The organism is Streptomyces sp. NPDC002209, assembly GCF_042890265.1.
GTDB lineage: Bacteria > Actinomycetota > Actinomycetes > Streptomycetales > Streptomycetaceae > Streptomyces.
Map to the genome: position 1 here is coordinate 854,744 of NZ_JBIARX010000001.1, position 20,561 is coordinate 875,304.

Below are 20,561 nucleotides of genomic sequence, written 5' to 3' on the forward strand. Positions count from 1 at the left end.
CGCACGGGTACGCCCCGGTACGGCCTTGATGGCACATCCCCTGAGCTGGCGGGAGTCCGCCATGTCAGGTCTCGGTCAAGACAACGCTCCCCAAAGAGCTGTCACTTGCGCAAAGCTGACCGGTCATCCGGCACCGAAATCCGGACCGTATCTTTCACTTATCCAGGGATGCTGATGACCCTCGAATCCCCCAGCTCCATATCCGGGGCCAGACGCGTTGCACGCGTCGCGGCCGCGGCCGGTCTGGTCGCCGCGCTCGCGACGGCGGGCGCGATGCCCGTGTTCGCGGCCACCGGCCCCGCGACCGGCACCCCGGGCAGCGGCCCGGCCGTCAAGTCCGCCGACCAGAAGCTCGGTTCGGCGGACGCCGAGCTGCTGCAGGAGGCCAAGGCCAAGGGCGACGCGACCGTCACCGTCATGGTGGCCACCGCCCCCGGCCAGACCAAGCAGGTCGCGGACCAGCTCACCGCGGTGCAGGGCGCCTCGGTCGGCAAGACCGACGACAAGCTCGGCTACGTGCGGGCCACGCTGCCCACCGGCAAGGCCGAGGCCGCGCTGAAGGCCGCCGCCAAGCTGTCCTCCGTGCACGCCATGGACCTCAAGCACGAGATCCAGCTGTCGGACCCGCGCCCCGACGGCGGCAAGGAATCGAGCTCGGCGAAGAAGACCGCCTCCGAGACCTACCCGGGGCCGGACAAGAACACCCCCGCGAAGAACCCGTACAACCCGTCCTTCGAGACCGGCGCGGTGGACTTCGTCGCCAAGAACCCGCAGGCCGACGGCCGCGGCGTGACCATCGGCATCCTGGACTCGGGCGTCGACCTCGGCCACCCGGCGCTCCAGAAGACCACCACGGGCGAGCGCAAGATCGTCGACTGGGTCACCGCGACCGACCCGATCACCGACAACGACGCCACCTGGCGCGCGCAGATCACCCCGGTCACGGCCACGGGCGGCACCTTCAGCGCGGGCGGCCAGAGCTGGAAGGCCCCGGAGGGTTCGTACCAGTGGAGCCGGTTCAGCGAGTCGATCACCGCCACCGGTGACATGAAGGGCGACGTCAACCGGGACGGGGACACCACCGACCGGTTCGGCATGCTCTACGACGCCGCCGCCGGCACCGTCCGCGTCGACACCGACCAGGACGGCGACTTCACGAACAACGAGCCGATGAAGCCGTACAAGGACGGCTACCAGATCGGCTACTTCGGCACGGACAACCCGGCGACCGACGTCGCCGAGCGCATCCCGTTCGTGATCCAGATCCGCAAGGACGTCCCGATGGACCCGCTCGGCGGGGACTGGGTCGGCAAGAAGGCCGACTTCGTCAACATCGGCATCATCGAGTCCGAGCACGGCACGCACGTCGCCGGCATCACCGCCGCCAACAGCCTCTTCGGCGGCAAGATGAACGGCGAGGCGCCCGGCGCGAAGATCGTCTCCTCGCGCGCCTGCTCCTGGTCCGGCGGCTGCACCAACGTCGCGCTGACCGAGGGCATGATCGACCTCGTCGTCAACCGCGGCGTGGACATCGTCAACATGTCCATCGGCGGCCTGCCGGCGCTGAACGACGGCAACAACGCCCGCGCCGAGCTCTACAGGAACCTCATCGACACCTACGGTGTCCAGCTCGTCATCTCGGCGGGCAACGAGGGCCCCGGTGTCAACACCATCGGCGACCCCGGTCTCGCGGACAAGGTCATCTCCGTGGGTGCCGCGGTCTCCAAGGAGACCTGGGCCGCCAACTACGGCTCCGGCGTGACCAAGAAGTACAACATGTTCCCGTTCTCCTCGCGCGGTCCGCGTGAGGACGGCGGCTTCACGCCGACCATCACCGCCCCCGGCGCGGCCATCAACACCACGCAGACCTGGCTGCCCGGCGGACCGGTGAAGGAGGCCGGCTACAACCTGCCGGCCGGCTACTCGATGCTGCAGGGCACCTCGATGTCCTCGCCGCAGGCGGCGGGCGCCAGCGCCCTGCTGATCTCGGCCGCGAAGCAGCAGCACATCGCGCTCACCCCGGCGAGCCTGCGCGTCGCGCTCACCAGCACCGCGAAGAAGATCGACGACGTCCCGGCGCACGCCCAGGGCGCGGGTCTGATCGACATCAACGGTGCCTGGGAGTCCATCCAGCGCGGTGCCAAGGCGAACGAGTTCACCGTCAAGGCGCCGGTCGACACCGCGATCGACCAGTTCCTGAAGACCCCGGGCTTCGGCACCGGCCTCTACGACCGCGAGGGCGGCCTCAAGGTCGGCCAGAAGAAGGTCTACGACGTCGTCGTCACCCGCACCACGGGCGTCAAGTACGGCACGCGTCACAACCTGAGCTGGCGCAACAACGACGGCACGTTCAAGGTCGTCGGCGGCTACGACTACGTCACGCTGCCGCTGAACAAGCCGGTCACCATCAAGGTCGAGGCCCAGCCCAAGTCGGCCGGCGTCCACAGCGGCATCCTGCAGCTGGACGACGAGACCACCGAGGGCATCGACAAGCAGATCCTGACCACGGTCGTCGCCTCCACCCCGCTGGCGAAGCCGTCGTTCACGCTGTCGGACACCTCCTCCGTCCAGCGCAACAGCCACAAGTCGTACTTCGTCACCGTGCCGCAGGGCGCGAAGTCCCTCGAGGTCGCCCTCGGCGGTCTCGCGGCGGGCAGCCAGACGCGCTTCATCTCGATCCACCCGTACGGTGTGGGCGTCGAGGACAGCGCGACCACCATGTGCTACCCGAACTACGACAACCCGGCCAACAAGTGCCGCCCCGACCTGCGTTCGTACGAGAACCCGCAGCCGGGCGTCTGGGAGATCGAGGTCGAGTCGCGCCGTACGTCGCCGCTGCTCGACAACCCGTTCAAGCTGGACGTCTCCGTCCTCGGCGCGGCCTTCGACCCGGCGGTCAAGGTCCTGCCCGAGGTGAAGCAGGGCACCCCGGCCCCGGTCCAGTGGACGATCAAGAACGACGCCGCCGCCATCTCGGGCGGCAAGCTCCAGGGCGGCCCGCTCGGCTCCGCGAAGGTCGCCAAGCCGACCATCGCGAACGGCGAGTCCCAGACGAGCACCGTCACCATCGGTGAGGGCGTTTCCCGCCTGGACGTGGCCATCGGCGGTGTCTCCGACACCGGTGCCGACCTCGACCTCACCGTCCTCAAGGACGGCGTGAAGGTCGGCTCCTCCGCCGACGGCGACTCCGAGGAGGCCGTGACCCTGCTCAACCCGGCCGCCGGCACCTACACCATCCAGGTGGACGGCTACGCCGTTCCGTCCGGGTCCACCACGTACAACTACCGCGACGTGTACTTCTCGTCCGCCCTGGGCTCCGTCCAGGTCGACGAGGGTGCCGCGGTGAACCTGGCCAACGGCGCCTCGGCGACGGTCACGGCGAACGTCCTCGCCGCCGCCCCGGCCCCCGAGGGCCGTCAGTTCTTCGGCGAGGTCAAGCTGCTCAACGCCCGCGGCACCGCCGCCGGCACCGGCAGCGTCCAGATCGAGAAGGTCACCCCGTAGTACCTCCGGATCCACGGATCCACACTGAAGGGGCGGTGCTCTGACGAGCACCGCCCCTTCGGGCTTTCCGCTCCCGCGGACGCGGGCTACCTGCCCAGCGAGCTCAGGTCCTGGGCGTAGGTGCCGACCGCGTGGGCGATGACGTCCAGGTTGGTGTCGAAGGCCTTCAGGTCCAGGTTCTTCAGGGTGTCGCCCGCCCCGTGGTAGTGCGGGTCGTACGGGGCCCCGGCCGTGCCGCCGTGACGCCGGGCCTGCTCGGCGGTCTTGATGCCCTCGGCGCCGGTGAAGGTGCCGCCGGCCGGGATGCCGTTCGCGATGAACGGGCCGTAGTCGGACCGGCCGTCGAAGTCGCTGCCCTCGTGGGGCTTGCCCTTGCGGTCGAGGAAGCCGTTGATGAGCGCCTCGATCTGCGCCGAGCCGGCCGGCCCGGCGCCTTCGCCGGTCTTGTCCGAGTCGTCGCCGTCGTAGACGAACTGGACCGGGTTCGGCGAGGCGATCATGTCGAAGTTCAGGTAGAGGGCGATGTCCTTCCTCTGCTTCTCCGACAGCTGCGCCACGTAGTGCTCCGATCCCAGCAGGCCGAGCTCCTCCGCCGACCACCAGGCGAAGCGGACCTTGTTGGCGGGCCCCTTCCCCTTCTTGTTGGCGCCCTCTTCCGCGAGCTTGAGCGCCACCTCCAGCAGGCCGGCCGAGCCGGAGCCGTTGTCGTTGATGCCCGGGCCCTCGGGGACCGAGTCCAGGTGGCTTCCGACCGCCACGACACGGTCGGAGCGGCCGCCCCTGGTCTCGGCGATCACGTTGCGGGTGGTCTTCTTCACGTGCTCCTGGTCCAGGTCCAGGCGTACGGTCACTTCTCCCCCGGCCGCGGCCGCGGCCAGTGCCTCGCCGTCGGCGAGGGTGATCCCGGCGCTCGGGATGATCCCCTCGGCGGGCGAGGAGAACCCGCCCCGGACCGGGGTGGTACCGCTGTGGTTGTAGACGATCACGCCGAGCGCGCCGGCCGCCGCGGCGGCTTTCTGCTTCTCGACGAAGGTGCAGGCACCCCGCTTGACCAGGGCGATCTTTCCGGCGAAGGCCCCGGCCGGATAGTCGGCGGCGTCGCAGCCCGGGGTCTCGTCGACCCGGGCGAGGGCGATCGGGGCGGTCAGCCCGCCGGCCGGGGTCGACTTCGTGAAGGTGAAGGCGGCGGTGGCCAGCTCCCGCGGTTCGCCGCCGAGGACGGTGGTCTTCTCCGTCTTCGTGTGCGCCTCGTGTATCTCGAAGTCCTGGTACGCGACCTGGTACCCGGCCTTCGCGAGGGTGTCGTGGACATAGGCGGCCGAGGCGGCGTGGCCGGGCGTGCCGGCGGCGCGGTTGCCGCCGTTGGCGTCGGCGATCTGCTGGAACTTCGCCAGGTGGCGGTAGGCGCCGCGGGCGGTGACCTCCGCCACCAGTTCCCCGGCCAGCCTGCCCTCGTGCGGGTGGGCGGCCGCCGGGGTGGCGGTCAGCAGGACGGGTGCGGCCACGGCGGCGGCCGCGAGGGCGGCGAGCGCCGGTATGGACCGGCGGTGGTGGCGGTGGCGGTGGCGGATGGCACGCACGGCGGTTCTCCCCGAGTTCGGTGTGCGGACGGCCCGTCCGGATACCGGACGCGACCGACCAGACCGTAACCGGCCGTGACCTGGCAAAACGGGCGCTCAGCGGGGGTGCAACACAGCCGCCACGAACGTGTCACGCGGGTTCACACCGGGGACACCGTCCGTTCCTCGGACAATGGATTGGACAAGCCTCGTGGGGTCGAACGCATGATGGCTTCACGCGCCCGCGTCGTACGTAGCAGAAGGAGTCACCGTGAGGGTCGGAATCGTCGGAGCCACCGGTCAGGTCGGCGCAGTCATGCGCGGCATCCTCGCCGAGCGCAAGTTCCCGGTGGACGAGCTGCGGCTGTTCGCCTCGGCCCGCTCCGCGGGCTCGACCCTCGAGTGGGAGGGCAAGGAGATCACCATCGAGGACGCCTCCACGGCCGACTACTCCGGCCTGGACATCGTCCTGTTCTCCGCGGGCGGCGCCACCTCCAAGACCCTCGCCGAGAAGGTCGCCTCCCAGGGCGCCGTCGTGATCGACAACTCCTCCGCCTGGCGCCGCGACCCCGACGTGCCGCTCGTCGTCTCCGAGGTCAACCCGCACGCGATCAAGAACCGCCCCAAGGGCATCATCGCGAACCCGAACTGCACCACCATGGCCGCGATGCCGGTGCTGCGCCCGCTGCACGACGAGGCCGGCCTGACCTCGATGGTCGCCACCACCTACCAGGCCGTCTCCGGCTCGGGCCTGGCCGGCGTCGCCGAGCTCAAGGGCCAGGCCTGCGCCGTGTCCGAGGCCGCCGACCAGCTGACCTTCGACGGTGGCGCCGTGGACTTCCCGGAGCCGGCCGTCTACAAGCGCCCCATCGCGTACAACGTGGTCCCGCTCGCGGGCTCGATCGTCGACGACGGCTCCTTCGAGACCGACGAGGAGCAGAAGCTCCGCAACGAGTCCCGCAAGATCCTGGAGATCCCGGAGCTCAAGGTCTCCGGCACCTGCGTGCGCGTGCCCGTCTTCTCCGGCCACTCCCTGCAGGTCAACGCCCGCTTCGCGAACCCGATCAGCGTCGAGCGCGCCTACGAGCTCCTCAAGGACGCCCCGGGCGTCGAGCTCTCGGAGATCCCGACCCCCCTGCAGGCGGCGGGCAAGGACGCCTCGTACGTCGGCCGCATCCGCGTCGACGAGACGGTCGAGAACGGCCTCGCGCTGTTCCTCTCGAACGACAACCTGCGCAAGGGCGCGGCCCTGAACGCGGTCCAGATCGCCGAGCTCGTCGCCGAGGAACTGCGCGGCTGAGCCTCCGGTCACACGCAAAGGGGCGGCACCGGTCGGTGCCGCCCCTTTGCGCGTTCCCGCCGGCCGTCAGGGCCTGCGGGCCTCGAACAGGAAGCAGCCGAACTCGGTGGCGCGGACGTGCACGAGGGCCACCTCCGGGTCGGCGAAGGCCTCCGCCAGTTCCTCCTCCAGCGCTGCGTCCGGGTCCTCGCCGAGGGACAGGGCGCGGCCGCCGAGGATGTGGCCCCGGGCGTCGTAGCGGCGCGCCGTGCGCAGGGCGCCGGGTTGGGCGAAGGGGTATCCGGGGGTCCCGGCAGGGCCGCCGCAGTCGGCGGCGTGGATGAACACCGGGCCCTGCTCGTCGTACGCGCCCGGGTCGGCGCCGTTCTCGGCGGCCCAGCGGCGCAGCGGCGCGTACGAGACGAGGGCGATCCGCTCCCCGGGGCGGCTGCGGCGCAGGCAGCAGCGCAGCGGGGCTCCGCCCTCGGGGTCCTCGTAGGGCAGGCAGGGCCGGCCGGCGTCGTCACGGACGCGCAGGCCGGCGAGGGCGGCGGGGGCGAGGGGGCGTACGGCGTGGAGCGCCGGTCGGGGCGCCGGTTGCGTGGTCATGCCGTCCAGGGTGCGCGCCCGGACCTGGCGAAGCTGGCGGAAATCGGACGTCGCGTTTCGCCCGTGGATTACTCCGGGGCAGCTGGTCTGCCCTCGTGGAAGGATGGCGGGGCAACGTCACCATCGAAGGAGATGAACGCGTGCCTGGCACGAATCTGACCCGTGAAGAGGCTCAGCAGCGGGCGAAGCTGCTCAGCGTCGACTCGTACGAGATCGACCTCGACCTGAGCGGGGCGCAGGAGGGCGGCACGTACCCCTCCGTGACCACCGTGCGCTTCCAGTCCGCCGAGGCGGGCGCGGAGACCTTCATCGACCTGGTCGCTCCGGCCGTGCACGAGGTCGTCCTGAACGGCACGTCGCTGGACGTGGCCGAGGTCTTCCGGGACTCGCGCATCGCGCTGAAGGGCCTCGCGGCGGGGGCCAACGAGCTGAAGGTCGTCGCGGACTGCGCGTACACCAACACGGGCGAGGGCCTGCACCGCTTCGTCGACCCGGTCGACCAGCAGGCCTACCTGTACACCCAGTTCGAGGTGCCGGACGCGCGGCGCGTGTTCGCCAGCTTCGAGCAGCCCGACCTGAAGGCGACGTTCCGGTTCACCGTGACGGCCCCCGAGGGCTGGACGGTCATCTCGAACTCTCCGACGCCGGAGCCCGCGGACGTCAAGGACAACGTCTGGCGCTTCGAGCCGACGCCGCGCATCTCCACGTACATCACGGCGCTGATCGTCGGCCCGTACCACGCGGTGCACAGCTCGTACGAGGGCCCGAACGGCCAGTCGGTGCCGCTCGGCATCTACTGCCGGCCGTCGCTCGCCGAGTTCCTGGACGCCGACGCGATCTTCGACGTCACGCGGCAGGGCTTCGCCTGGTTCCAGGAGAAGTTCGCGTACGACTACCCGTTCGCCAAGTACGACCAGCTCTTCGTCCCGGAGTTCAACGCGGGCGCGATGGAGAACGCGGGCGCGGTCACCATCCGCGACCAGTACGTCTTCCGCTCGAAGGTGACGGACGCGGCGTACGAGGGCCGCGCCGAGACGATCCTCCACGAGCTCGCGCACATGTGGTTCGGCGACCTGGTCACCATGGAGTGGTGGAACGACCTGTGGCTGAACGAGTCGTTCGCGACGTACACCTCGATCGCCTGCCAGGCGTACGCCGAGGGCACGAAGTGGCCGCATGCCTGGACGAGCTTCGCCAACTCGATGAAGACCTGGGCGTACCGGCAGGACCAGCTGCCGTCCACGCACCCGATCATGGCCGACATCCGTGACCTGGACGACGTCCTGGTCAACTTCGACGGCATCACGTACGCCAAGGGCGCCTCGGTGCTCAAGCAGCTCGTCGCCTACGTGGGCACGGAGGCCTTCTTCAAGGGCGTGCAGGCGTACTTCAAGGCGCACGCGTTCGGGAACACGCGCCTGTCGGACCTGCTGGGCGCCCTCGAGGAGACCTCGGGCCGCGACCTGACCACCTGGTCGAAGGCGTGGCTGGAGACGGCCGGCATCAACATCCTGCGCCCCGCGATCGAGACGGACGCGGCCGGGAACATCACCGCGTTCGCGGTCCGCCAGGAGGCCCCGGCGCTGCCCGCGGGCGCCAAGGGCGAGCCGACGCTGCGGCCGCACCGGATCGCGATCGGCCTGTACGACCTGGACGGCGGCAAGCTCGTCCGTACGGACCGGATCGAGCTGGACATCGACGGCGAGCTGACGGAGGTGCCGGAGCTGGTCGGCCGGGCCCGTCCGGCGGTCGTCCTGCTCAACGACGACGACCTGTCGTACGCCAAGGTGCGCCTGGACGAGGTCTCCCTCGCCAACGTCACCGCGCACCTGGGCGACTTCACCGAGTCGCTGCCGCGGGCGCTGTGCTGGGCCTCGGCGTGGGACATGACCCGTGACGGCGAGCTGGCCACGCGCGACTACCTCGCCCTCGTCCTGTCGGGCATCGGCAAGGAGTCGGACATCGGCGTCGTCCAGTCGCTGCACCGGCAGGTGAAGCTGGCCGTCGACCTCTACGCCGACCCGGCGTGGCGCGAGCAGGGCCTGGCGACCTGGACCGAGGCGACCCTGGAGCACCTGCGCGGCGCCGAGCCGGGCAGCGACCACCAGCTGGCGTGGGCCCGCGCGTTCGCGGCGACGGCCCGCACCGAGGGGCAGCTGACGTACCTGTCCGCGCTGCTGGACGGTGCGGCGGAGATCGAGGGCCTGGTCGTCGACACCGAGCTGCGGTGGGCGTTCCTGGAGCGCCTGGTCGCCACGGGCGTGCTGGACGAGCCGGCCATCGCGGCGGAGCTGGAGCGCGACGCCACGGCGGCGGGCGAGCGCCACGCCGCCACCGCGCGGGCCGCGCGTCCGACGGCGCAGGCCAAGGCCGAGGCGTGGGCCTCGGTGGTGGACTCGGCGGACCTGCCGAACGCGGTGCAGGAGGCCGTGATCGGCGGCTTCGTCCAGACCGACCAGCGCGAGCTGCTGGCCCCGTACACCGAGAAGTACTTCGCGGTGGTCAAGGGGATCTGGGAGAACCGCAGCCACGAGATCGCCCAGCAGATCGCGGTGGGCCTGTACCCGTCGCTGCAGGTCTCCCCGGAGACCCTGGCCGCGACGGACGCGTGGCTGGCCTCGGCGGAGCCGAACGCGGCCCTGCGCCGCCTGGTCTCGGAGTCCCGCTCGGGCGTGGAACGCGCCCTGAAGGCCCAGGCCGCGGACGCGGCCTCCGCCTGACCGCACCCCCTGATCCGGGCCCGGCCGAACCCGTTCGGCCGGGCCCGGATCAGCCGCCCCGGCGGGCCGCGGCGGCTTCGCGGAGAGCGGCCAGTGCGTGCGCGACCGCCGGCGCGGATTCCGAGCCCCGGCGCGTGGCCGCGATGACGTGGCGGGTCGGGCGGTCGTGGGCCAGGACCCGCACCGTCACCCCCGAGGCCCGGCTCGACACCATGCGCGGGACCAGCGCCACGCCCATCCCGGCCTCCACCATCGCCAGGATCGCGGTCCAGCCGGATGCCGAGTGCGCCTGTTCCGGGACGAAGCCGGCCGCCTCGCAGGCGTTGCGGGCGATCTCCTGCCACGGCCCGCTGCCCCCGTAGATCCACGGGTCGCCGGACAGGTCCGCCAGCCGCAGGACCGGCGCCGCCGCCAGCGGGTGCCCCGGCGGCAGCGCCACGTCGAGCGGGTCCTCCATCAGCGTCAGCCGGGTGAACCGCGGGTCCCGGGCGGTCGGGGCGTGCGCCGCCAGCGAGAGGGCCAGGTCGACCGCCCCGGCCGACAGCAGCTCGTACGACTCCGCCGCCTCGGTCTCCCGTACCCGCACCTCCACCCCCGGGTGGCTCCGCCGCAGCGCCGCCACCGCCGGGACCACCAGCACCGGCACGGCCGTGGAGAACGCCCCGATCCGGACCTCCCCCGCGTCCCCGGCCAGGTACCCGGCCAGTTCGGCGTCCGCCCGCTCCAGCTGCGCGAACACCGCCTCCGCATGGCGCAGTACGAGGTGCGCGGCATCCGTGAGCCGGACCCGGCGCCCCTGCGCCTCCAGCAGCGGAACCCCCAGCTGCCGCGCGAGATTGGTCAGCTGCTGCGAAACGGCCGAGGGCGTCATGTGCAGCGCCTCGGCCGTCGCGGTCACGGTCCCCCGGTCGGCCAGGGTCCGCAGGATGCGCAGCTTCTTGATGTCCCACTCGGTCATGGGACCGAACCTACCGGCGGGCTCCCAGGCTCACGCCGCCGAGGATCAGCGCCATGCACAGCAGCTGTGCCGGGCCCGTCCGCTCGCCGAGCAGCAGCAGGCCCAGGCCGGCGACGCACACCGGCTGGAGGTAGTAGACGACTCCGGCCCGGGCCGCGCCGATGAGCGAGACGGCCTTGTTCCAGGCGAAGAAGGCGACCGCGGAGGACATGACGCCGACGTAGAGCAGCATGCCGCCGGTGCCCGCGGTGACCTCGAAGCCGCCCTGGACGGTGACGGACACGGCGTACGCGGGGGCCAGCATCAGCGCGCCGAGCACGAAGGTGGTGATCAGGAAGGCCAGTCCGCCGAGTTCGGCGGGCTTGCGCCGCAGCAGCGCGCTGTACGTGGCGAACGACAGGGCGGCGGCGAACATCCACAGGTCGCCGGCCCCGAAGTCGAAGCCGGGCGAGCCGTCCCCGACGAGCAGCAGCACCCCGAACGCGGCGAGCAGCAGTCCGAAGGCGCGGCGGGCGCCGAGCCGTTCGCCGCCGAGGCGGGCGTACAGCGCCATGACGACCGGCGAGGCGGCCATGATCATGCCCATGTTGGAGGCGGAGGTGGTCAGTCCGGCCTGGTGCACGAGCGTGTTGTAGAGGGCCACGCCGAACAGCGAGGCGAGGGCGATGAAGCCGAGGTGCCTGCGGATCAGTTCCCGCTGCCGCCAGGCCTGCCGGGCCCCGAACGGGGCGACGGCGAGGGCGGCGATGATCCAGCGCCAGAACACGGCCTGGACGGGCGGGACGGAGTCGGCCATCCCCCGGGTGGCGACGAAGCTGCCGGACCAGACCACCGTGGCGACCAGGGCGAGGAGTACGCCGAGTCCGGCGGACCCCTTCTTCACCTGGATGCCCGGCGTGTGCTGCGCAACGGTACGGACCCGGTCCATGACGGCCACGGTGTATCTCCCCCTCGGGTGCTGGTCCGACGGTCTGTCCGTCCGACGCGGGTCTACCGTCGCACCGGGCCATCCGTCAGGTCCATCGAAATGTTTCGATCATTCTCTTCAGCAGAACTGAACGATTCGGCGGGGGCGGAGGCCGCGGCGAACAGCTGGCCCGCGACGGTGGCGCCGAAGGCGATCGCCATGCCCACCAGCTGTACGGGCGAGAGCGCCTGCCCGAGGGCCGCCCAGCCGATGACGGCCGCGCTGAGCGGGGAGAGCGGGCCGAGCAGGGTGACCGAGGTGGCGGTGAGCCGGCCGATGCCGCGGAACCAGAGCCAGTACGCGATACCGGTGTTGATCAGCATCATGTAGCCGTAGCCGAGGAGGGCGTTGCCGTCGAGCGCGGGCGGCGCCCCCTCGACGAGGGCCGCGACGGGAATGATGACCAGCCCGCCCGCGGTGAGCTGCCAGCCGGCCACGGCCAGCGGGCCGACCCCGTCCGGGCGCCCCCAGCGCTTGGTCATGACCGTGCCCGCGGCCATGGAGGCGGAGGAGACGACACCGGCGAGGATGCCGACGAGGTCCAGCCGGGCCTCGGCGGTCAGGACGACCATGCTCACGCCGAACGCCCCCACGACGGCGGCGAGGACGGTCCGCAGCCGTGCCCGCTCCCCCAGGACGAGGGCGGCGAGGCCGACGACGAACAGCGGGCCGGCGGAGCCGAGTACGGCCGCCACCCCGCCGGGCAGCCGGTAGGCGGAGAGGAACAGCAGCGGGAAGAAGGCGCCGATGTTGAGCGTGCCCAGGACGGCGGACTTCCACCACCACTGCCCGCTCGGGAGTCTGCGGGACAGGGCCGTGAGCAGCAGTCCGGCGGGCAGGGCCCGCATCACCGCGGTGAACAGGGGCCGGTCGGGCGGGAGCAGTTCGGTGGTCACGGCGTAGGTGGAGCCCCAGGAGACCGGGGCGAGGGCGGTCAGGGCGACGGTGGCGAGACGGTTCATGACGGATGACTCCTCGGACGGGTGAGGAACTCGGGGCGGGGCGGGGCGGAGCCGGACCGGCGACGGGCGGCTCAGGCGACCGGGGCCTGCGTCCGGGCGGCCGGGGTCCGCGCGCCGCCGGCGGCGACCGCGACGGGCTGCTCCGCGTACACGGCCTCGATCGGCAGCCACCGCTCGAGCCGGACCAGCGCCAGGGCGGCGCCGGCCGCGGCGGCGGCCAGGACGGCCCAGGGCAGGCGGCCGTCCACCGAGAGCAGGGCGGTGAAGAGGGACGGGGCCAGCGCGGTGGCCAGCGAGTAGGACAGCTGGTAGGTGGCGAGGTAGCGGCCGCGTACGGCTGCCGGGGCGGCGGAGACCGACAGGGCCCCGCCGGACGGGCTGTGGACCAGCTCGCCGAGCGTGTAGACGACGACGATGGCCAGCAGGGCGACCAGGCTCGCCCTCGGCCCGGGGCGCAGGGTGCCGAGCACGATCTGCCCGACGAAGGCGGCGGCGAAGAGCAGTGCGCCGAGGGCGGCCGAGCGGGTGCGGCGGGCTCCCGAGCGGCGGACCCGGCCGGCGACGAGCACGCCGATCCCGGCGCACAGGGCGGTGTTGACGGTGAACGCGGCTCCGGTGAGGGAGTCGGGCCCGTGCAGCCAGGTGGCGATGTAGAGCGGGAAGAGGACGGACAGGGCCGCGTAGCCCAGTGCGGTCAGGAAGTTGGCGGCGGTCAGCGCGAGGAAGGGCCGGTCGCGCAGGACCGTCCGGTATCCGGCGGGCGGCCGCTCAGCCGAGGCGCCCTGCCCGTCCCGCACCGGGCGGACCCGGCGCACGAGCAGTCCGGCGAGCGCGAAGGCGAGCGCGTTGCCCCAGGCGGTGTACGTGAAGGCGGCCGTCCCCCACAGCGCCAGCACTCCGGAGACGATCAGGGCTCCGGCGCCCATCCCGGCGTTCTGCAGGGCCCGCAGGGAGGCCTGGAGCCGGTCCCGGGCGGCGCCGCGCGCCACCTCCCCGATCAGCGACTGCTGGACGGCGGGGAAGGAACGGTCGGCCAGCGCGGTGACGAGCGCGACGGCGGCGAAGGCGGGCAGCGAGTCGGCGAACGGGTAGAGCGCGAAGCCGAGTGCCCGCAGCGCGTAGAGGGCCAGGACGATCCGCCGGGCGCCGAACCGGTCGACGGCCGAGCCGGCCAGCGGCATGAACGCCAGTCCGGCCAGGCCGGTGGCGGTCATGACCGCGCCGACGAGGGTGAAGGAGAGGCCGGTGACGTGGTGGAAGAACACGAGCGAGAACGGGACGTACATGCCGATCCCGACCGCGCTGACACCGACGCCGACGAGCAGGGACCGCTCCCCCGTCACCCTTGCTTCCTTGGCCATGGCCACGGCTCCTCCCCCAAGTAGGTTGCTGGAAAGTAGCTTACTCCTAAGCTACTTTCCGTCAAGCAACTTTCTTGCGAACGAACAGAGGAAGGCCGGATACTGCGCGCATGACCGAGGCCAACAAGGACGCCGTCGACGCGATCATCGACCAGTGGGCTGCAGTACGGCCCGACCTGGAAACCGCCCCCATGGCCGTCTTCGGCCGCATCTACCGGATCGCCCGGGCCATGGGTGATGCGATGGAGAAGGCCTACGCCGGCTACGGGATCTCGCGCGGCGAGTTCGACGTCGTCGCCACGCTGCGCCGCTCCGGCGCCCCGTACACGCTCTCGCCGCGCCAGCTGTCGGCCACGCTCATGCTCACGACGGGCGGCATGACCGGGCGCCTGGACAAGCTGGAGAAGGCCGGACTGCTCTGCCGCAAGCCCGATCCGCACGACCGGCGCGGACTGCAGGTGACGATCACCGACCGCGGGCTCGCCCTCATCGACGAGGCCGTCGCCGCCGGCCTGGAGGTGCAGCGCGCCGCGCTCACCGGGCTGGGCGACGAGGAGGTCACCGTCCTGACCGGCCTGCTCCGCAAACTGCTGGCCGGCGTCTAGGGGGTGTCGTGACCCGGGAAGGTCCACCTGGTCACCGGGTCACCTGGTCACCGGGTCACAGCACCGGCGCGCAGCGAGAGCGCCCGGCAGGCGTCCGGAACGCACAACGGGGCGCCGGGGGTCCGCACCGGCGCCGGAACGGCATCGGTGTGCGGACCCCCGGCGCCCCGGAAGTCTGTGAGGGGCACTGCCCCCGCGGTTCAGCCCTGCGTCTGCGGCCTGTCCGACTTGTCGAGGACCATCACGAGGCCCGCGATGATCAGGAACAGCACGATCGGCGTGGCCACGTACAGGCCCAGGGTCTGGGCAATGCTCAGGCCCGGGCCCGGGTCGTCGCCGTCGTCATGGGTCACCGCGAGCGCGGGAGACGTCATCAGCAGCATCATCAGCGTCGATCCGGCCGTGACGGCGCCGGCGCGCAGAGCGTTCTTCTTGTCCACGGTGCAAACGTAGCGAACACCTAAACGAGGCGCGCGCCCGGGGGTGCCGTACGGGCACGCGCCCCCTCCCGCACCGCGCCCAGCAGGGCGTTCGCCCGGGGCGAGGCGGCCAGCGCCTCCAGGGTCAGCGGCCGTCCCGCGGCGTCGGCGACCGGCAGCCGCCAATTGGGGTACTGGTCCCAGGTTCCCGGCAGGTTCTGCGGCCGCCGGTCGCCGACCGCGTCCGGCAGCCACACGCCGACGAGCCGGGCCGGGGTGCGCAGCAGGAAGCCGTACAGGGCCCGCACGGCGGCCTCCTCGCCCTTGGTGTCCAGGCCGAGCCCCTCCAGGACGTCCAGCCACTGCGCGGTGTCCGCGGCGTCCTCGGCGCGCTCCTGCTCCAGCGGGCGGGTCAGCAGGCCGAGCCGGTCGCGCAGTTCCACATGGCCGCCGGCCAGCTTGGCGGCGGTGGGCGGCAGGTCGTGGGTGGTGGCGGTGGCCAGGCAGTCGGCCCGCCACGCCTCCGGGGCGAGCGGCTGCCCGTCGCCCGCCCAGTCCCGCTCGAACCACAGCACGGAGGTGCCGAGCACCCCGCGCCGGGCCAGTGCCCGGCGGACCCGCGGCTCCACCGTCCCGAGGTCCTCGCCGATGACCAGGGCCCCGGCCCGGTGGGCCTCCAGCACCAGGACCGCGAGCATCGCCTCGCCGTCGTACGAGACGTACGCGCCGTCGGCGGGCGGGGCGCCCTCCGGGATCCACCAGAGCCGGAACAGGCCCATCACGTGGTCGATGCGCAGGGCGCCGGCATAGCGGAACACCCCGCGCAGCAGGGCCCGCAGCGGCGCGTACCCGGTGGCCTCCAGCCGGTCGGGCCGCCACGGCGGCAGCCCCCAGTCCTGGCCGCGCGCGTTGAAGGCGTCCGGCGGGGCGCCGACGCACACGCCGTTCGCGTAGAGGGGCGGGCCGGAGGTGTCCGAGCCGTTCGGGTGCACGCCGACGGCCAGGTCGTGCACGATGCCGATCGCCATCCCGGCCTCGCGGGCGGCGTTCTGGGCCGCGGCGAGCTGGGTGACCGTCAGCCAGACCAGCCAGCGGTGGAAGTCGGCCCCGCTTCTCAGGTCGTCGCCGGCGTGCCCGGCGCACCACGCGGCGTGCCGGTCCAGCGCCTCGCCCTGCTCGGCGCAGAACTCCCGGTAGGCGGCGTCCCGTTCGGGCGTGCGCGGGACCGCGTACAGCAGTTCCAGGGCGGCGCGCTTGAGGGCCCAGACGGCGTCCCGGTCGATCAGGGCCCCCTTCTCCAGCACCTCGCGGCGCAGTTCGCCGCCCCGGGCGGCGAGTTCGGCGAGGGCGCCCGCGTCCGGGCAGTCGGCGTACTCGGGGACGTCCTCGATCCGCAGGTGCACCGGGTCGGGGAAGCGCCGCGTGGAGGGCCGGTACGGGGAGGGGTCCGTCGGGGTCCCGGGCACCGCCGCGTGCAGCGGGTTGACCTGGATGAACCCGACGCCGTGGGTGCGGCCGGCCCAGCGGGCGAGCGCGGCCAGGTCGCCGAGGTCGCCCATCCCCCAGGAGTGCTCGGAGAGCAGGGAGTACAGCTGGACGAGCAGCCCGTGGGCCCGCTCGGGCGCGGCCGGGGCCCGCTCCGGGGCCACGATCAGGGTGGCGGCGCCGGTGCGGCCGTCGGGGGTCTCGGCGGTGAGCCGGTGGACGCCGAGCGGCAGTCCGGGGCCCCACGCGAGTTCCTCCCCCGTCTCCTCGGCGGCCACCCGCACCCGGGTGCCCGGCGGCAGCCCGGCGGGCTCCGGCGCCACGGGTTCCCCCTGCCAGAGCACCACCGTCGGCGGCAGCAGCCGCTCGGCCGCCTCCCGTACGGCGTCCTCGGCGCGCACCCGGACGTCCTCGGCGTCGCCGGCGACGCCCCCCAGCAACGCGAGGAGGGCCTTGACGGTGGCCTCCGGGACCCGGACGGTGACGTCCTCGGCGGGCCGGTAGGTGGTGGCGATGCCGTGCAGGGCCGCGAGCCGGGCGAGGTCGTCCATGTGAATACCTGTGTCCCTGTGTCTAGTCGCCTGCGGCAGCGGCCGCGGCGGGTGGGGTCGGCTCGCTCGTCAGCGGGGCCTCGTCGGTGAGCGGGGGCTCGCTGGTCAGCGGCGCGTGGGCGGCACCGGCGAGCGGGGGCTCGCTGGTGAGGGGTCCTTCGGCGGGCCCGGCCTGCGCGGGCAGGTGGGCGAGCAGCGGGGTGTGGGGCGGGGCGGCGGGGGTGTGCGGGGTGCCGGTTGCGGTGTTCACGCGCTGTTGCTCCTTTGTCCGTAAGAGGTGTGAGGGTGGGTCAGGAGTCATGGAACACCGCCGGGAACATCGCAGCCATACCCCGCGGACAGCGCCGCAATTCCTGCGTATCCAGGTCAGAACGCCCGCCCGCATTGACACTCCGGCCGCACGGGTGGTGGGCTCGGGGTCATTCGTACGGGCGGGTGACGACTCGGGACGGGGAGGCTCCGTGCAGCTCAGGGGCAGGAAGCGGGCGACGGCGGCGGCGGTGGCGGTCATCGGGACGCTGCTGGGCGGCGGGGTGTTCGCCGGTCCGCCCGCCGCGTTCGCGGCGCCGAGCGCGCCGGCCCTCCCGGGACCGGACCCTGCCGCCGGACCTGCCGCCGGGACCGCGGCCGGACATGCGAACGGACCTGCTGGCGGGCCTGCCGCCGGGGCCGCCGCCGCGCCGGGATCCGACCCCGCGACGGGGCTGGCTCCTGGGCCCGCGTTCGACCCCGGCTCCGACGCTCCGCGAGCGGCCGCCGAGGGGCCGGCCGTGTGGCCGCGGCCGCAGTCGATGACCGCCGACGCGGCGCGCGAGGTCCCGCTGGGCGCCGAGGCCGTGCTGGTGGCGGCGCCGGACGCCGATCCGTACGCGGTCGGGCTGGTACGCACCGCCCTGCGCGCGGCGGGCGTACGGACCCTGCACGAACCGGCTCCCGGGGCGCCGCTGCCGGAACGGGGCACCGTCGTACGGCTGCAGGGCCCCGACGCGCAGGAGGCCCTGCGGGCGCTGGGCGCGGCCCCGGCGGCCGGGGCGGTGGAGCTGCCGAACGGGGGCTACCGGCTGGCCGTCGGCAAGGCCGCGGGCCGGGACACGATCGCGCTGGCCGGCGTGGGTGAGGACGGGCTGTTCCACGCGGCGCAGACGCTGCGCCAGCTGCTGGCCCCGGTCGGGGCGGGCGGCGGGAAGGTGGCGGGGGTGGTGGTGCGGGACTGGCCGACCGCGCCCGTACGCGGGATCACCGAGGGGTTCTACGGGCAGCCGTGGACGCAGGACCAGCGGCTCGCGCAGCTGGACTTCATGGGCCGGACCAAGCAGAACCGGCTGCTGCTCGCGCCCGGCGACGACCCGTACCGCACGACCGGCTGGCGCGAGGACTACCCGGCGGCGCAGCAGGCGGAGTTCCGGGCGCTGGCCGAGCGGGCCCGCGCCAACCGGGTGGTGCTGGCCTGGGCGGTGGCTCCGGGGCAGTCGATGTGCCTGGCCTCGGCCGCCGACCGGGCGGCGCTGGCGCGCAAGCTGGACGCGATGTGGGACCTGGGCTTCCGGGCGTTCCAGGTGCAGTTCCAGGACGTCAGCTACACCGAGTGGGGCTGCCGGGCGGACCGGGTGCGCTACGGGACGGGCCCGGCGGCGGCCGCGAAGGCGCACGCGGAGGTCGCGGACGAGCTGGCGGCGCACCTCGCCGCGCGGCATCCGGGCGCGGCGCCGCTGTCCCTGATGCCGACGGAGTACCACCAGAAGGGCGCGACCGCGTACCGGACCGCGCTGGCGAGCCGGCTCGACCGGCGGGTGGAGGTCGCCTGGACGGGCGTGGGCGTGGTGCCGCGCTCGATCACCGGCAAGGAACTCGACGGGGCGCGCAGCGCCTTCGGGCAGCACCCGCTCGTCACCATGGACAACTACCCGGTCAACGACTGGGACCCGGGCCGGGTCTTCCTCGGTCCGTACACGGGCCGGGAGCCGGCGGTGGCGGGCGGCTCCGCGGCCCTGCTGGCCAATGCGATGCAGCAGGGCACCCTGGCGCGGATCCCGCTGTTCACGGCGGCCGACTTCGCGTGGAACGCGAACGGCTACCGGCCGGGCGAGTCCTGGGCGGCGGCGGTGTCCGACCTGGCCGGGCCGGACCAGGCCGCCCGCCGGTCGCTGGCCGCGCTGGCCGGGAACACGGCCTCCTCGGGCCTCGGCCACCAGGAGTCTGCGTACCTGCGCCCGCTGGTGGAGGAGTTCTGGCGCAGCCGCGGTTCGGGCGACCAGGCGGCCGGTGACCGGCTGCGGGCGGCGTTCACGGCCCTGCGGGAGGCGCCTGCGCGGCTGCCCGGACTGTCGGCCGAGGCCGGGCCGTGGCTGGCGCGGCTGTCGGCGTACGGAACGGCGGGCGAGCTGGCGGTGGATCTCCTGCGGGCCCAGTCCCGCGGGGACGGTGCGGCGGCGTGGAAGGCCTCGCAGGAACTGTCGGCGGCCCGCAAGGCGCTGGCCGAGCCGGGCACCGCCCGGGTGGACCAGACCGTACTGGACCCCTTCCTCGCGCAGGCGGTGGCGGAGGCGGACGCGTGGACGGGAGCGGCCCGCCGGCCGGGCACGGTGTCCCGGGAGCCGGAGTCGTACACGGTCCGGCTGGACACGGTGCGGCCGGTGTCGGTGGTGACCGTGATGACGGACCCGCTGCTGCCCGGGGTCCGCGGTGCGGCGGTGGAGGCGCACGTGCCGGGCGAGGGCTGGCGCAAGGTCGCGGAGGCCTCGGCGTCGGGCTGGACGCAGGCGGACGTCGGCGGCCTCGGCGCGGACGCGGTACGGCTGTCGTGGGCGGGGCCGGCTCCGGCGGTGCACCAGGTGGTGCCGTGGCTGGCGGACGGGCCGGCGGCCGCGTTCGAGCTGCCGGAGAGCGTGGAGGTGGAGATCGGCGGGGCCGCGCAGGTGGTGCCCGGCCGGCTGTCGGCGCTGAGCCCGGGCGGGGTCCGTGGACCGCTCTCGGCGGCAGCGCCGCAGGGGGTCGATGTGAAACTCCCCGCGGAGGCCGCGGCTCCGCGGGGTACGCAGGTCACCGTCCCGGTGTCGGTGACCGTCCCGGCGGGCACCGCGGCGGGCAGCTACCCGGTGCCGGTCACGTTCGCGGGGCAGACCCGGACGCTGACCGTCCGGGCGGTCCCGCGTACGGGCGGGCCGGACCTGTTCCGTTCGGCGCGGGCCTCTTCGTCGGGCGACGAGACCCCGGCGTTCCCGGCCTCGGCGGCGGTGGACGGCTCCGCGACCACGCGCTGGTCGTCCAAGCCGGTGGACGGCGCGTGGTGGCAGGCGGAGCTCCCGGCGGCGGCCCGGATCGGCAAGCTGGTGCTGCACTGGCAGGAGGCGTACCCCTCGGCGTACCGGGTGGAGACCTCCCCGGACGGCGTCACCTGGCAGCCGGCGGCGACGGTCCCGGCTTCCCGGGGCGGCCTGGAGACGGTCCGCCTGGACGCGCCGGCCCCGGCCCGGTTCGTCCGCGTCACCTGTGAGAAGCGCGCAACCCGCTTCGGCTGCAGCCTCTTCGGGGTGGAGGCCTACGCGATCGCCCCGTAGCCCCCGGCCCGGAGGCCGGGGCCCC

Annotated in this window: 14 protein-coding genes; 5 read left to right on the forward strand and 9 right to left on the reverse strand. The window is 73.4% G+C overall.

The window, feature by feature from the left end:
• Positions 1-174: 174 nt before the first annotated feature.
• Positions 175-3,504 carry a S8 family serine peptidase gene (locus ACFYXK_RS03985; RefSeq protein WP_389409683.1) on the forward strand — a complete coding sequence of 1,110 codons (3,330 nt, stop codon included), beginning with the start codon at positions 175-177 and terminating at the stop codon, positions 3,502-3,504.
• Between the two features lie 86 nt (positions 3,505-3,590).
• Here ACFYXK_RS03985 and ACFYXK_RS03990 read toward each other — a convergent pair whose 3' ends face one another.
• Entirely contained in the window at positions 3,591-5,084 is a 1,494-nt protein-coding gene (locus tag ACFYXK_RS03990; protein ID WP_389409684.1) for a M28 family metallopeptidase, read from the reverse strand.
• Between the two features lie 250 nt (positions 5,085-5,334).
• On the opposite strand from ACFYXK_RS03990, the gene ACFYXK_RS03995 reads away from it, so the two are divergent.
• Positions 5,335-6,363, forward strand: coding sequence for an aspartate-semialdehyde dehydrogenase (locus ACFYXK_RS03995; RefSeq protein ID WP_389409685.1), 1,029 nt, complete (start codon positions 5,335-5,337; stop codon positions 6,361-6,363).
• A gap of 66 nt (positions 6,364-6,429) precedes the next feature.
• Here ACFYXK_RS03995 and ACFYXK_RS04000 read toward each other — a convergent pair whose 3' ends face one another.
• Positions 6,430-6,951, reverse strand: coding sequence for a DUF1203 domain-containing protein (locus tag ACFYXK_RS04000; RefSeq protein WP_389409686.1), 522 nt, complete (start codon positions 6,949-6,951; stop codon positions 6,430-6,432).
• A gap of 140 nt (positions 6,952-7,091) precedes the next feature.
• On the opposite strand from ACFYXK_RS04000, the gene pepN reads away from it, so the two are divergent.
• Positions 7,092-9,671 carry an aminopeptidase N gene (pepN, locus tag ACFYXK_RS04005; RefSeq protein WP_389409687.1) on the forward strand — a complete coding sequence of 860 codons (2,580 nt, stop codon included), beginning with the start codon at positions 7,092-7,094 and terminating at the stop codon, positions 9,669-9,671.
• A 49-nt stretch (positions 9,672-9,720) separates the two neighbouring features.
• Here the strand turns inward: pepN and ACFYXK_RS04010 are convergent, their stop codons facing one another.
• From ACFYXK_RS04010 to ACFYXK_RS04025, 4 genes are all read right to left on the reverse strand, one after another.
• Positions 9,721-10,629 (reverse strand): LysR family transcriptional regulator, encoded by a 909-nt coding sequence (locus tag ACFYXK_RS04010; protein ID WP_389409688.1) that lies wholly within the window; start codon positions 10,627-10,629, stop codon positions 9,721-9,723.
• 10 nt (positions 10,630-10,639) lie between these two features.
• Positions 10,640-11,566 carry a DMT family transporter gene (locus tag ACFYXK_RS04015; protein ID WP_389409689.1) on the reverse strand — a complete coding sequence of 309 codons (927 nt, stop codon included), beginning with the start codon at positions 11,564-11,566 and terminating at the stop codon, positions 10,640-10,642.
• 53 nt (positions 11,567-11,619) lie between these two features.
• Positions 11,620-12,558 carry an EamA family transporter gene (locus ACFYXK_RS04020; RefSeq protein WP_389409690.1) on the reverse strand — a complete coding sequence of 313 codons (939 nt, stop codon included), beginning with the start codon at positions 12,556-12,558 and terminating at the stop codon, positions 11,620-11,622.
• 71 nt (positions 12,559-12,629) lie between these two features.
• The gene (locus ACFYXK_RS04025) at positions 12,630-13,919 is read right to left on the reverse strand and encodes an MFS transporter (protein ID WP_389409691.1); all 1,290 of its coding nucleotides are present in this window, start codon (positions 13,917-13,919) and stop codon (positions 12,630-12,632) included.
• 110 nt (positions 13,920-14,029) lie between these two features.
• On the opposite strand from ACFYXK_RS04025, the gene ACFYXK_RS04030 reads away from it, so the two are divergent.
• Entirely contained in the window at positions 14,030-14,524 is a 495-nt protein-coding gene (locus ACFYXK_RS04030) for a MarR family winged helix-turn-helix transcriptional regulator (RefSeq protein WP_389409692.1), read from the forward strand.
• Between the two features lie 200 nt (positions 14,525-14,724).
• On the opposite strand, the gene ACFYXK_RS04035 is transcribed toward ACFYXK_RS04030, so the two are convergent.
• The 3 genes from ACFYXK_RS04035 to ACFYXK_RS04045 are packed head-to-tail and all read right to left on the reverse strand — an operon-like array spanning position 14,725 to position 17,229.
• A complete protein-coding gene (locus ACFYXK_RS04035; protein ID WP_389409693.1) occupies positions 14,725-14,964 on the reverse strand; it encodes a hypothetical protein in 240 nt (79 codons plus the stop codon).
• 20 nt (positions 14,965-14,984) lie between these two features.
• Complete coding sequence (locus tag ACFYXK_RS04040) at positions 14,985-16,979, reverse strand: 4-alpha-glucanotransferase (RefSeq protein WP_389409694.1); 1,995 nt, start codon at positions 16,977-16,979, stop codon at positions 14,985-14,987.
• A gap of 22 nt (positions 16,980-17,001) precedes the next feature.
• Positions 17,002-17,229: a hypothetical protein gene (locus ACFYXK_RS04045; protein WP_266667005.1), complete on the reverse strand. Its 228-nt coding sequence runs from the start codon at positions 17,227-17,229 to the stop codon at positions 17,002-17,004.
• A gap of 211 nt (positions 17,230-17,440) precedes the next feature.
• On the opposite strand from ACFYXK_RS04045, the gene ACFYXK_RS04050 reads away from it, so the two are divergent.
• Entirely contained in the window at positions 17,441-20,536 is a 3,096-nt protein-coding gene (locus ACFYXK_RS04050) for a beta-N-acetylglucosaminidase domain-containing protein (protein ID WP_389409695.1), read from the forward strand.
• Positions 20,537-20,561: the final 25 nt, after the last annotated feature.